The sequence below is a fragment of the Chitinivibrio alkaliphilus ACht1 genome (assembly GCF_000474745.1).
Taxonomy (GTDB): domain Bacteria; phylum Fibrobacterota; class Chitinivibrionia; order Chitinivibrionales; family Chitinivibrionaceae; genus Chitinivibrio; species Chitinivibrio alkaliphilus.
The window spans coordinates 53,132-66,502 of record NZ_ASJR01000008.1 but is presented as its reverse complement, the minus strand read 5'-3'; the positions used below and the strand labels follow the sequence as shown (position 1 = coordinate 66,502).

The following is a 13,371-nucleotide window of genomic DNA, read 5'->3' as shown; positions in this document are numbered from 1 at the left end:
CCGTAATAATACTTTTCACAGATGGATCTGGAATGATGGGGCGTTCCTAAGAACTTGATACAAAATAAGAACCTCTCTTTTTCTTTCCATAACAAAGAATACGCTCTTCTGCGCGGAATGCACTTTGTATCTATAGGAGAAATAGGCAATCAGAACACTAAAGTTTTTTATATTTTTCACAGAGAAATGCTGGTTTTATGTGCTCCTCTGTATATTTTATAGAAAAAACGGGACAGACCATGGATAGATTTTCCTCAATTCCGCACACGTATCTTACAGAAGCAACCATTGGCTTTGAGCGTGAAATTCTCCGTCTTACGGATACTCTCGAACCGTCAAAGAAAAAACATCCCTACGTAAATAAAATATCTCATCCATACATTAAAACAGACTTTTCTGATATCCAGCTTGAACTGATTAGTACACCGAAAAGAGGTGTTGCTGCTGCCTATGATGAGCTAAAAAATATTATGGCTGTTATACAGGATTCTGCAGATGTTCTATGGAATCAAAGTATGCCTCCTGCTGTGACAGAACCAATTCCGATTTCCCGTTTTGATACCTCAAAAGAGGGGATTCGTTTGGAGACATATCGTGAGCATTTGGCACAGCGGTATGGGTCTGCACGAATGCTTATCTCAGGGTTTCATTATAATTTTTCCTACGCCCCGGAACTCCTTACTCATCTGTATGAAGCGGAGGGGACGGAAAAAAGCTTTCGTGTGTTTCAAGACGAGGTGTATATGCGGGTGGCACGAAATTTTTCTGTGCTTCGATGGATGCTTGTGTATCTCACGGGTGCAACTCCGGTACGGGATGTGGTTTCTCAGGATTTTTGTTCGTGTAAGGGAGCTTGTTCCTACTCGAGTGAATATGCCATGTCTTTGCGAAACGGACCGTGCGGATATCGAAATGATTTTCCTGATGAGCTCTCCTTCGACACTCTTTCAGGCTATGTTGCACAAGTAGAATCCTTTATTTCTACGGGGAAAATTCGTTTTCCCGATGAGCTCTACACGGCCCTTCGTCTTAAAAACAGTACAGCCCGTTCTCCCCGTGAACTTGCAGAAAAGGGGATTGAATATCTTGAGATTCGCTGTATTGACATAAATCCCTTTTCTCATAACGGACTGGATCTTGAACAGGCAGAGTGGATAAACCTCTTCATGCACTATTTACTCGTTTGTCCTGATAAAACCCCTTCTTCCGCAGATGCCGTAAATTATGATCGGGTGTGTCTCCATGGCCTAGATCCTTCCCTTCGCCTTGCAACAGCAACGGGCAAGGAGGTGCCTCTTCGTGAATACGCCATGGACATTTTTTCTGAAATGGAGGAGGTCTTTTCCCGTATTTGCCCCTCTTCGGTCTACGCAGACTCTATACGCAATATGAAGGCCGTGTTTGAACACCCTGAAAAAACCTTGGCATGGCGGTGTCGCGAGGAGATTTTGGCAAAGGGATTTCGTGATTTTTCCTCTGCACAATCGACGGCAACCCAAGAGTATTATACGCAGCATTTCTTTACTTTTTTTGGTGCAGAATCTTTGGAACTCTCAACAAAAATTGTGTTAAAAGAGGCCATTGTAGCAGGAATTCCCTATCGCATTATGGACAGGGAGGATAATATTATCGCCTTGCGGGGAAAAACCGGGTGGGAATATGTAAAACAGGCTACAAAAACATCTGCCGACACCTATATCTCCACTCTGCTTATGGAGAATAAGGTTGTCACAAAAAAAATTCTGCGAGAGGCCTCTCTCTCTGTTCCTGGGGGGCACGCTTTTTCAACCTCTGCAGAGGCGGCAGTTGCCTATGAAACCGTAAAGAACACCCCCTTGGTAATAAAGCCGAATCGTACAAATTTTGGTACGGCCGTTGAGATTTTTACTACAGGCCCTTCGCGAAGTGAGTATGATGCGGCGGTTACACGAGCGTTTCGAGAGGATAGTACTGTCTTGGCTGAACCATTTTTTGAGGGAAAAGAGTATCGCTTTTTTATCATAAACGGAACCGTTGCAGGAATACTGCATCGTATTCCTGCAAATGTTACGGGAGATGGAAAGAGTACCATTGCAGAGTTAGTGGTAGAGAAAAACCGTGATCCCCTTCGTTCAAAGGGGTACGTTACTCCCTTAGAAGAAATTACTCTCGGTGAGATAGAACAGGCTTTTTTGGCACGGCAGGGTTACAATAAAGATACGATTCTTCCGCAGGGAACACAGTTTTTTTTGCGGGAGAATTCAAATATCTCAACGGGGGGAGATAGTATTGATTATACCGATGAGGTACATGATTCATACAAGGAAATCGCCTTGCGGGGTTCCCACGCATTGGGTGCAAAAATATGCGGTATTGATATGATTATTCAGGGAATATCGCTTCCGGCGAACCGGGATAATTATACCATCATTGAAGCAAATTTCAATCCGGCTATACATATACATTGCTATCCCTTTCTGGGAAAAAAAGCGTCCCTTGGGGCGTGAAGTACTTGTCCAAATTGGGCTATTAGACAAATAAAATCTTGACGGGATACGTCCATGAAGATAGACTGAAATATGTCTTTATTCAGGGGGGTTCTGTGCGTATTCAGTCGCGTATATCAACAAAACTTTTGGTTCTTTTTGGTTCTATTCTTTTTCTTTCTGTGGGAGCGGTTACGGCCGTAATAACTCGTACATCATGGCATAGTATGGAGGAGAGTCTCCTTGAGCGGGAGATTCCTCTTACTGTAGCCACGATTACAGACGATATTCATCAATCCCTGTTTAATGCCGTGATTGGCCTCCGATCGATGGCAGAAGACCCCTTTTTCAAAGAGTGGATTCTTCGTGGTGAGAATGAAGAGCGTATTCCCGATCTGGTTGACAAATTATCCCGCGTATCAAATCAATTTTCCACCAGTGGTGCTAATTTTGTTTCAGCACACACGGAAAACTATTACAATGTTGTTGGTGGAGAGTATGAGTTACGACGTCTTACAGAGGATGATCAATGGTTTACTGAGTTTGCAGAAAGCGGTGATGATTTTAATATTAATGTGTATACAACCCACCATCTTTACGGGGAAATTGCCTTTATTAACTATCGAGTTGATGCTGATGGAGAATTTCTCGGCCTTTTTTCTGTAAGTATTCCCTTGGCAGACCTCGTAGAACGGGTGACCTCCAATACAATTGGCTCTTCTGGAGAAACCTTTGTGATAAACAGTACCGGTGATATTGTTGTTCACTCCAACCCGGAACTTCTGGAAGAGGGATCATTACGTGATTCCCTTGGGTGGGATGCTGAACTCGCATCTTTACTGTCTGCAGATCAACACTCTTTTCTTTTGTCAACGGAGGAAGATGAGTATTATGTTCAGAGTCAAGCCATAGACGGGGTTGACTGGATTCTGATTACCACTGCAAGTAGAACAGAGCTTTTGGCTCCCCTACAACGAGGGCTTCGTATTTCTCTGTTGATGGGGGCTATTGCAATTGGTGTCGCCTTGCTTTTGACACAATTTCTTCTTCGTCCTCTCATAAAAAGTATTTCCTCTGCGGTGACCCTTGCCGACGGGGTTTCAGCTGGAGATTTATCTGTATCAATTACAGCCACCAGTGAAGATGAAATAGGGTTGCTGGTACGGGCCCTTTCACGTATGGTTGACTCCTTACGAGGCAAGGGGGAATCATTGCAGCGTATTGCTGAGGGAGATCTTACGGAGCCTATTACCTGTGATTCAGAGGTGGATGCTCTGGGAAATTCCTTGCAGCAAATGCAGAAATCTCTCTTGGAGACACTTCATGGAATCAACGACTCTTCCGTGCAGGTACATGCCGGTGCAGATCAGCTTTCAGAGCTGAGTCAATCCCTAGCAGCAGGGTCGTCTGAACAAGCGGAGTCTCTTGTTCGTATTACAGAAAATATAACCGATTTTCGTGATCAGTCTGATGCCACTGCGGGAAAGGTACGTTCTGCTTCGCAGAGCGCTCTTGCCACATCTGATACCGCAGAGCAGGGAGAACAGCGGGTAGAGGAACTCGTTTCTGCCATGGGGCGAATTGAAGAGGCTTCAAATCGGATTGGGTCAGTTATTCAAATGATACAGGATATTGCGTTTCAGACAAATCTTCTTGCCTTAAATGCCAGTGTAGAGGCTGCTCGTGCAGGAAAACATGGAAAAGGCTTTGCCGTTGTCGCTGAAGAGGTTCGTAATTTGGCCCGGCGTAGTGCAAAAGCAGTAGGGCAGACGGAAGAACTAATTCAGACAACCATCGATTCTGTACATGAGGGGCGGAGCTTTACCGATACAACGGTACAACAGTTTCAAAAGATTTCCACTGCTGTATCAGATATTGCTGACACACTCTCTGAGGTTGATACGGAAAGTATGAAACAGGTGGAATCGGTGCGTCATATTTCGGAAGAAATTGAATCTATCGATGAGGTTGTTCAAAGCAGTGCTGCCGCTTCAGAGGAAGCTGCTGCTACCGCTGAAGAGCTTGCATCGCAAACGCATGTTCTGAAGGGGATGGTGGAACACTTCCGTTTGGGGTGATCCCTTGCATACATCGGTGTTTTCCATATATCTTGCAGGTATACCCTAGTAAGGATGGGCCTATGAAGAGTATTTGTCTTGTTTCTTTTCTCGTTTTAGTATGTCTTTCCTGTACCTTAGGAAAGTCAGAAGACTTTTTTCCCGTGGTTCCCCTTGAAGGAGAGGATGATTTTTCCTTTGTAGATACTTTTTTTGAAGATGAGCAACTCATTCTTCTCGGAGAAGCAAGCCATGGAACGGCGGAGTTTTATACCATGCGTGCGGGAATTTCAAAACGTTTGATTGAATCTGGAGATATATCCTTTGTAGCTGTAGAGGGTGATTGGGTTCCTCTCCATCGCTTGAATCGATTTGTCCGGGGAAAGACCGATAGTTCAGCCCGGGATATTATAGCTGATTTTGAACGATGGCCCCAATGGATGTGGGCAAATGAAGAATTCCTTTCTTTTGTCAAGTGGCTGCGGGAGTATAATGAATCTCGCCCTATTCAAGAGCACGTTGGGCTCTACGGGGTAGATGTGTACGGGCAGTGGGAGGCCATGGATGCTCTGCAAGATTTTGTTGATATACATATCCCGGATAAATCCGATAAGGTTGCTGAATATGTGGGGTGCTTTGCTCCCTATAACCGCGATGAGCGAGCCTATGCCCGTGCTGTTTTTCAGCAGGGTGCTTCCTGTGCTTCCGCCATGGATAGCCTTGTGGCGTGTGTCAAAAAAGCACGGAGAGAGGCGGGTAAAAGCGATCCCGCCTATTTTTCAGCGGTGCAGAAAGCTCGCGCAATACACGGGGCTGAGCGATTTTTCCGTCTTTCGACAAAACAGGGCCCAGAATCTTGGAACAGTCGGGCAAAACACTTCTTTTCTACCACAGAACAATTACGAGATTTTCACGGAAGTGAGTCTCGTGGTATTGTTTGGGCACATAATACGCATGTTGGAGATGCCCGAGCGACTATTATGGCGCAGGTGGGACAGGTGAATATTGGCAGTGTTGCCCGGGAGCGTTTAGGAGATTCCGCGGTTCGTATTCTCGGTTTTGCCACCAGTGAAGGAGAGGTTATCGCGGGGAGGCAGTGGGGTGCTCCCTGGGAAGAGATGACCATGCCTGAACCCATGGAAGGAAGCCTTGAAAACCTCTTTTCTCAGAAGGAAGACTCCCTCTTCTTTCTTGACTTTACTCACCCTATCTCCGAGGAGAGCCCCCTCATGAGCCCCATCAATCATCGTGCTGTTGGGGTGGTATATCAACCGCATAACGAGCAGGGAAACTATGTTCCCAGTCTTGTTCCACATAGATATGATGGCATGATATACATCCATAGGACTACCGCTTTGACCCCCCTTGGATCGCCCTGATTTACAGGGCGATATATACGCCAAACCCTATGAGTATGAGCGCGCTTATAATTCGAATTATGGTGCCGCGCTGTTGAAAAGCCCCCACCTTTTTTCGAAAGACCTGTGTTGCGTATCCCGCGAGAAGCAGGGGGATAGCAAGTCCAAAGGAGTATATGAATAGAAGCAGAATGCCAGCGGCCATGGTTCCTTCCGTGGCTACCATGGCAAGCACTCCAGAGAGCATTGGACCAATGCAGGGGATCCATACAATGCCAAGGGTTACCCCGAGGAAAAAACCAGAAATGCCCCCTCCTTTTGGAGTGGGTATTTTTTGTAGAATTGTTATATGCTTAAAGAGGTTGATATTTGCAGCAAGGAGAGCTCCAAAGATAATTATTAATATGCCAGCGCCAATTTCTATGTAACGCATGCGACCCAGTATGAGAGAGCTAAAGGCAGAAGTAATCACCCCCATAAGAACAAAGGAAAGAGTGATACCAAGGACAATAAGAAGGGGGCGGTATTTACTGTCTTGCTCAGTTCCTGTCATAATGATGGGAAGTAGGGGAAACACACAGGGAGACGCAACACTTGCAACGCCTGCAAAAAAAACAAGGAGTATGGATACAAGGGATATATCAAGAGGGGTCATTGGGAATCTCCTTTCGCGCTGTTGGCAAGGGCTGTTTCTATTTGTGCCGCAGATTGTATCCCCGGTGGAAAGCGATGCAGGATATCTCCTTCTGAATCTACTAATATAAGCTGTGGCAAGGCGCGCACGCCATACTGCATGAAAGAAGATCTATCTGCGGGAACGTCAGTACTGATATAGGAAAGGTCAAATTGCTCCGGGAGGGTGAGATTTTCTTGAATCTCCTTATCCTGAATGATACAGGGACGGCCCGTGGGGTTAATAAAAAACAGAAGGGCACCTTTTGGCTCATGGGGTTCTCCCAAGGTGATTGTACTTAATAGAAGAAGAAAAAGTAGAGATACGATATGTTTCATGGACACTCCTTTTTTAAAGTACTATTTTATTAGCAAGGAGTATGCCATACGTAAAAAAACGCTTTTTTTGGAGTATGTATGTATAAACTGTATGTCTATGTCCCAACAGAATATAAGGAACGCGTGAAGGAGGCACTCTTTTCTGCCGGTGCCGGTGTATTGGGAAATTATGACTGTTGTAGTTGGGAAGTACGGGGATGTGGTCAGTTTCGTCCTGGTTCGGGAAGCGCTCCTTTTTTAGGGGAAACGGATCGTCTGGAAGTGGTTGAAGAGTATCGGGTGGAGACCTTGGTTGCTCAAGAGCATGTTGCTACGGTTATGGAGGCGCTTTTTGAGAGCCATCCCTATGAAGAGCCGGCTTATGAGTTCGTACGGATCTTGCAGAAGGATGATCTCATTCAGGAATAAGTAAGGTTTCGATATCTTTTTGGAGGGCCTGAAAGAGAGGGGCCTGGGTGAGGATATCTGAATAGATAATATCGGAAAAGCCACTTTGTCGGTGGCCAAGCACCTCACCGGTACCGCGAAGCATAAGGTCTTGCTCTGCCACGGTAAATCCGTCATGGGTGGAACAAAAGGTGTGAAGTCGCTCCACACTTGTGGGAGAAGTCTCTGCACCGCAGAGGAGAAAGCACCATGATTTTAGTGAAGATCGTCCCACGCGTCCCCTAAGTTGGTGGAGCTGGGCAAGGCCGAAGCATTCACTATTTTCAATCACCATAACGGTTGCTTCTGGAATATCAACTCCCACTTCAATGACTGTTGTTGCCAGAAGTATTCCCGCGGGGCCTGTGGCAAAATCCTGTAGAATGGCCTCCTTTTCACGGGGCGGCATTTTTCCATGGAGCCAAGATACCCTTTGCTGAGGAAGCTGTTCTTGTAGAATTGCCTTGCGTTTTTCAAGATCCATGCGTGAAGAGCGTATGTCTTCATCAATGCGGGGAATAATCCAAAACACCTTCTCACCCTGGCTAATACGCTCTTCCAGAAATCCATACATAGGAAGAACTTTTTGAGGTGGCACAAGATGGGTTTGAACGGGACGACGATGTTTAGGAAGATCTGGTATGGAAAGAATTTCTAAGTCGCTGTAGAGTGTTGCCGCAAGACTCTTTGGGATTGGTGTGGCAGACATCATGAGAAGATCTGCCTGTGGGTTTTTATTTTGCAGGGTAAGGCGTTGTGCACTGCCGAATCGATGCTGTTCATCAATAATAATCATGCCAAGGGATGAAAATTCGAGGGAGTTGTTAAGGAGTGCATGGGTTCCCACAAGCCATGAAACGTTTCCCAACCGTGTTTCGCGGAGTATGTTGCGCTTTTCTGTTGCAGGGGTATGGGCCGTAAGGCAGTGGGCTGTATATCCCACACTGGAGAGCCATGCGGCTATTGTGCGGTATGATTGATCTGCAAGGACGGTTGTTGGAGTAAGCCATGCCACTTGAAATCCTGCGGCAAGGGCTTTTAACGCGGCGATAAAGGCGACCACTGTTTTTCCACATCCCACGTCTCCCTGTAGAAGAATGTGCATTTTTGTTTCAGAGGCACTGAGCCGGCGTAAGGTTTCCACCGCATGGCCTTGCCCCGCTGTAAGGGCAAAGGGAAGTGTGTCGATAAACCTTTTTTGAAGATCATCCCCCGCTGTGAAAGACCTCCCCGGCAAGGTGTATTCCCGACGATTCCAATGCAGTTGCACGGCTGTTTGATATAATTCTTCAAATTGAATACGGAAAAACCATTTGTTTTTTCGTTCCGCAAGGTCTTTTGGAAAATGAGAGAAGTAGAGAGCGTCGGCCAAGGGAGGAAGGGTGTATTTCTTTTCTAACTCGCGGGGAATATTTTCAGGATATCGTGTGAGGTTTTTAAATATCCATCGGATAAATTTACGAATATCCGTACTGGTTATTCGTGCGGCAGAAAAGACTTCACTTGTTGGATATACGGGCTGGTACGGCTCATCTTTAGATCCTTCTTGGGCGGTGAGATCAAATTCAGGATGCACCATTTGCGCTGTGTGGTAGAGCTGAACCGTGCCGAAACATGAGATGATTTTGCCCGGGGATAAAACTCGTTGCAGGTAGGCGGCACGGGAAAACCAAATAAGCTCCATATGGCCCGTGGCATCCTGTAAGCCCACACGAAGCATGGTGCGTTGTCGTCGTTCGAGGCGGACTTGGGTAATTTCTCCCCGTACAAGGGCTTCACATCCCGCCGTAAGTTCTGCCATGGGAGTAACACTCCCTTTATTCTGAAATCTTCGGGGAAAAAAGTAGAGCAGATCTTGCAGGGTGTGAATGTTCTTTTCGGCAAAGGCGTGTTTTTTTTCTCTCCAAGCCCCGGAATCACCGTAATTGGAGAAAGAATATCAAGACGGGGCGGGCCGGAAGACTTCTTAGGCATGCTGTTCTTCATCATATTTGCGTGAGTATTCCAGAAGCAACTCCATAGATCCAAGATTTACCGTATGTACTGGAGCATGTTTTCCAGAAATAAATCGGAATGTGCCGCAGGTGCATGATAGCCCCGTAAACAGGGCCTCAAAACCGCTATTGCCGAGACGGTCCTGCCCATGTACTATTCGTCCTGTTTCATAATAAAAAATAGATACGGGAGATTCGTCTTCAATCACGAGACAGCCACTCTCTTTTTGTGTTTCCAACATCTGTAAAACAGAAGAAAGCCCCGTGTCTTTTATGCGCCCTGAAAGAACCTCTCCCTGTGCGTCGAGTTTTTTCAGATCAGCCGTTAAGTCTTCCTCTACAGGAATGGATGGGTATACCAAGGTTGTTGCCATTCCAAAGGCGTGTGAAACGGTTTGTGTATACTGGGGAGGGATGTAAAAGATGAGGATAATTTCTGCAGAGGAGAGTTGATACCGGGTGATTTTTTTCTGTAGATAGGTGAGAGCGGCCTTGTTTCGGCCATCCAAAATAAAAAACTGTGGCATGCGATGTTGTACCATTTTGTCCAGTGAGATGAGTGATCCAGGGCTGACGGAATGTATGCCTCGTTGACGGAAATAGCGTACAATGGTGGGGGCATGTTTCCTTGTTCCCATGCGCTGTGACCGAAGTGCACGGGGAAATATCAGCGCAACAGGACGTCGGGTACGTCGCAGGCGACAGATGAGAATACGGGCCAATAGTATAAGGGTACAGGCGAGGAGAATGGATACAACAACATTGTAGTAGGGGTGTAACACAATTGTTCGGATAAGGGCATATGCCTGCTGTGTCCATGTATCGTCCGATGTTTCTTTGTGTCTGGAGGCTTTATTGTTCTGGGTGGATGGGGTCGTTACACGGGGGAAGACGATCATGCGATCGGCGAATAATTGCTCAACTTCTCCCCACGAAGGAAATGGGGTTGCATCGTACAGGCTTTGCTGCATGGTTCCCTGTTGAAGTGACGCCGTACCTCCCAAGGTGTAGTGAGTGATAGATCCCATGGAAAGCGCTGCAAGGGATGAATTAAGATGAATCTTTCCAGCTGTGGGTGGAAGAAGGTCTTCAATAAATAGGGCGGAAAAAAAGGCCTGTGCCGTTGTTGCAAGGTTTGTGTTTTCTCGAAGTTGGATATGCCCAATATCGGGAAGCGCATTTCTCCACGGTGAGGGAGCATTGGTACAGAGTAGAGAGATATGTTGATTGATGGTTTGTGTCACAGAAGTCTTCGTAGCCCAGGAGGAGGCTTGTTCGGGTCGAAGGAGCATACGAACCATGGACGAACCTCCTTCTCCTGCTGTACGGATTTCCCGTTGAAGATCCCGAGAAGTCTCAACGGGAATCAGGGAGATAGGATGGCAAAAGGAGTGCTTTTCCCGTATGGCTTCTGCTGTATGGGTTGAATCGTAGAGCAGCACTATGGGGGGGATATCCCGTTCTAAGAGGCGGCCCACATCGCGAAACGCTGCAGCAGAAGAGAGGTCGGTGCTGAGAGAAACCCATGGTATATCCTTCATATCTGCGGGAGGATTTATCACAATTCTAGGCAGGGTGTCTTCTGCAACGGGGTGTTTCAGATCTTCCGCGGATGGCTCATAAAGAATAATGTGGCTATAGCCGTTTCGGGTAAGCGTGGAAAGATCACGTGGACGGGAAGATTGGTATATTGAACACTCATAGAGGGAAGAAAGCAGAGTGTAGAGACGGGACGAGTTTCGTGCAGGGGTGTTATCAATTATGGCAATGGTCTTTCCCGAAAGAGGAAGCAGAAGGACAAAGAGAAAAAGGAGTCGTTTCAAAAAACCTCCTGGAAAAACCGATTATGTGAATAATATAAGAGAGGACAAAGAAAAAAGGAGGTTGATACCTCTTTTTTTCTTTGATCAATTGCCGGAACTTATTTGCGTTCTTCAGCCAGCTTTTTCTGGTGTTCTGCAATAAGCTCGTCCTGTACCTGTGAAGGTACGGGACCATATTTCTCAAACTCCATGGTAAATTCCGCTTTCCCTTGAGTAAGAGAGCGAAGATCGGTGGAGTATCCAAACATTTCCGCAAGAGGAACTTCTGCGTCAACAACACAGTAGTTACCATCTTCAGTGGTGTTTTTAATCATACCACGACGTTGGTTAATGGTGGCAATAATTGTTCCCTGAAACTCCGTGGGACCTTCCACAGAAACTTTCATGATGGGCTCAAGAATTTGCTTCTTTATTTTCGCATAGGCTTGTCTAAACGCACCAATGGAAGCAGTTTTAAAGGCCATATCGGAAGAGTCAACGGCGTGGGAGTCACCATCGGTAACGGCAACGCCGATTCTCACCACGGGGGCACCGATCATGCTTCCTTCTTTCATGGCTTCCTGAAAGCCAGCATCAACAGCGCTCATAAACTCTGTAGGAATGTTTCCACCCTTAACTTCATTGGAGAATTCGTAGTTTTCTTCGCTGTCCGTATCCAAGGCGCGAAGAGAGCCGACAACACGACCATACTGCCCGGAACCACCGGTTTGCTTCTTGTGGGTGTAGTCGAAGTTTTGAGATCCAACCACTGCTTCTCGATAGGCAACCTGTGGTTTCCCCACTTCAAGTTCTACACTGTACTCACGTTTCATCCGCTCAATATATACCTGCAGGTGAAGCTCACCCATTCCGCGAATAATTGTCTGGTTTGACTCATCGTCCACGTATGTTTGAAAGGTGGGATCTTCTTTTGTAAATCGGTTCAATGCCTTGGAAAGATTATCCTGAGACTTGGAGCTTGTGGGAGCAATGGCCAATTCAATTACCGGCTCGGGAATATGCATGGACGTCATGGAAATCTCTGTTCCGGGAGCACAGAAGGTATCACCGGAGGCACAGTCTACGCCAAAAAGTGCAACCACATCACCACAGTATGCTTTTTCAATTTGCTCCATCTCATCGGCATGCATACGAATAAGACGACCAACCTTTAATTTCTTTCCCGTGCGCATGTTAATAATTTCATCGCCCTTTTCAAGTTCACCTCGATAGATTCGTACGTACGTAAGCTGGCCGTACTTATCGTCGGTAAGTTTGAAGGCATAGAGCACAACAGGTTTTTCAGGATCAGATTCTACGACAAGGTCTTCCTCTTTTTCAATATCAATCCCTGTATTGGTAATATCAAGGGGAGAGGGGAGGAGGTCGATTACGGCGTCGAGAACAAGTTGAACACCCTTGTTTTTAAAGGCAGAACCCATGAATACGGGAACTAACTCAAGGGCAATAACGCCCTTCCGTGCAGCTTGAATCAGAAGCTCCACAGGAACCTCTTCACCTTCAAGGTGTAGCTCGGCAATTTCGTCTGAGAACATGGAGAGTTCGTCTATAAGCTCTTCCCGTTTTTCATCAGCTTCATCCTGCATATTCGCAGGGATGGCTTCGCGGCGAATTTTCTCACCGTTGTCACCGTCAAAGTAGACAGCTTCCATATTGATAAGGTCCACCACACCGTCGAAGTTGTCTTCAAGACCAATGGGGAGCTCAAACATAACCGCATTGAGATCAAGCTTATCACGGAGCTGCTCCGTTACACGATGTGGGTTCGCACCGGCACGGTCACATTTGTTGATGAAGGCGATACGAGGAACTTCATACCGTTTCATTTGGCGGTCAACCGTAATAGACTGAGACTGTACACCAGAGGTGGCACAGAGGACAAGAATGGCTCCATCAAGAACACGGAGAGATCGCTCTACTTCTACGGTGAAGTCAACGTGTCCAGGGGTGTCAACAATATTAATGGGGTGATCTTTCCACTCCACGTGGGTTGCTGCAGATTGAATTGTGATACCGCGTTCACGCTCCAGCTCCATGGAATCCATTTTTGCCCCAACCCCGTCTTTACCGCGAACATCGTGGATCGCGTGAATACGATTGGTGTAGAAGAGCATGCGCTCCGTGGTGGTTGTTTTACCGGAATCGATATGTGCCGAAATACCGATATTACGTAACTTGCTAATGTCAAAAGCCATAATCAGAACCCTTTTTTATATTTTGGATAACTTTTTCCGTCA

9 protein-coding genes and 1 pseudogene are annotated in these 13,371 nt (G+C 46.5%); 4 read left to right on the top strand and 6 right to left on the bottom strand.

Annotated features, from left to right (window positions below; translation table 11 throughout):
• Nucleotides 1-239: 239 nt before the first annotated feature.
• From gshAB to CALK_RS05225, 3 genes are all read left to right on the top strand, one after another.
• A complete protein-coding gene (gene gshAB, locus CALK_RS05235; RefSeq protein ID WP_022636619.1) occupies nt 240-2,486 on the top strand; it encodes a bifunctional glutamate--cysteine ligase GshA/glutathione synthetase GshB in 2,247 nt (748 codons plus the stop codon).
• Between the two features lie 95 nt (nt 2,487-2,581).
• A complete protein-coding gene (locus tag CALK_RS12105; protein ID WP_022636618.1) occupies nt 2,582-4,543 on the top strand; it encodes a methyl-accepting chemotaxis protein in 1,962 nt (653 codons plus the stop codon).
• A gap of 62 nt (nt 4,544-4,605) precedes the next feature.
• Nucleotides 4,606-5,901 (top strand): erythromycin esterase family protein, encoded by a 1,296-nt coding sequence (locus tag CALK_RS05225; protein ID WP_022636617.1) that lies wholly within the window; start codon nt 4,606-4,608, stop codon nt 5,899-5,901.
• A 1-nt stretch (nt 5,902) separates the two neighbouring features.
• Here the strand turns inward: CALK_RS05225 and CALK_RS05220 are convergent, their stop codons facing one another.
• Both CALK_RS05220 and CALK_RS05215 read right to left on the bottom strand, forming a co-directional pair.
• Nucleotides 5,903-6,535 (bottom strand): cytochrome c biogenesis CcdA family protein, encoded by a 633-nt coding sequence (locus tag CALK_RS05220; protein WP_022636616.1) that lies wholly within the window; start codon nt 6,533-6,535, stop codon nt 5,903-5,905.
• The gene (locus CALK_RS05215; protein WP_022636615.1) at nt 6,532-6,891 is read right to left on the bottom strand and encodes a thioredoxin domain-containing protein; all 360 of its coding nucleotides are present in this window, start codon (nt 6,889-6,891) and stop codon (nt 6,532-6,534) included. The genes CALK_RS05220 and CALK_RS05215 overlap by 4 nt, the downstream gene beginning before the upstream one ends.
• 78 nt (nt 6,892-6,969) lie before the next feature.
• On the opposite strand from CALK_RS05215, the gene CALK_RS05210 reads away from it, so the two are divergent.
• A complete protein-coding gene (locus CALK_RS05210; RefSeq protein WP_022636614.1) occupies nt 6,970-7,299 on the top strand; it encodes a YqfO family protein in 330 nt (109 codons plus the stop codon).
• Here CALK_RS05210 and CALK_RS13360 read toward each other — a convergent pair.
• From CALK_RS13360 to fusA, 4 genes and pseudogenes are all read right to left on the bottom strand, one after another.
• Entirely contained in the window at nt 7,286-7,891 is a 606-nt protein-coding gene (locus tag CALK_RS13360) for a helicase-related protein (protein WP_275574368.1), read from the bottom strand. The two genes, CALK_RS05210 and CALK_RS13360, sit on opposite strands and share 14 nt — an antisense overlap.
• 117 nt (nt 7,892-8,008) lie before the next feature.
• Nucleotides 8,009-9,199 (bottom strand): annotated as a pseudogene (locus CALK_RS13355) (DEAD/DEAH box helicase); the annotation flags it as partial.
• 84 nt (nt 9,200-9,283) lie between these two features.
• Nucleotides 9,284-11,134, bottom strand: coding sequence for a DUF4388 domain-containing protein (locus CALK_RS05200; RefSeq protein WP_022636612.1), 1,851 nt, complete (start codon nt 11,132-11,134; stop codon nt 9,284-9,286).
• A 98-nt stretch (nt 11,135-11,232) separates the two neighbouring features.
• Nucleotides 11,233-13,329, bottom strand: coding sequence for an elongation factor G (fusA, locus tag CALK_RS05195; RefSeq protein ID WP_022636611.1), 2,097 nt, complete (start codon nt 13,327-13,329; stop codon nt 11,233-11,235).
• Nucleotides 13,330-13,371: the final 42 nt, after the last annotated feature.

Excerpts from the sequence above, each read along its gene's own strand:
- gshAB (WP_022636619.1), top strand. The coding sequence starts at position 240 with ATGGATAGATTTTCCTCAATTCCGCACACGTATCTTACAGAAGCAACC.
- CALK_RS05225 (WP_022636617.1), top strand. The coding sequence starts at position 4,606 with ATGAAGAGTATTTGTCTTGTTTCTTTTCTCGTTTTAGTATGTCTTTCC.
- CALK_RS05220 (WP_022636616.1), bottom strand. The coding sequence starts at position 6,535 with ATGACCCCTCTTGATATATCCCTTGTATCCATACTCCTTGTTTTTTTT.
- CALK_RS05215 (WP_022636615.1), bottom strand. The coding sequence starts at position 6,891 with ATGAAACATATCGTATCTCTACTTTTTCTTCTTCTATTAAGTACAATC.
- CALK_RS05210 (WP_022636614.1), top strand. The coding sequence starts at position 6,970 with ATGTATAAACTGTATGTCTATGTCCCAACAGAATATAAGGAACGCGTG.
- CALK_RS13360 (WP_275574368.1), bottom strand. The coding sequence starts at position 7,891 with ATGTATGGATTTCTGGAAGAGCGTATTAGCCAGGGTGAGAAGGTGTTT.
- fusA (WP_022636611.1), bottom strand. The coding sequence starts at position 13,329 with ATGGCTTTTGACATTAGCAAGTTACGTAATATCGGTATTTCGGCACAT.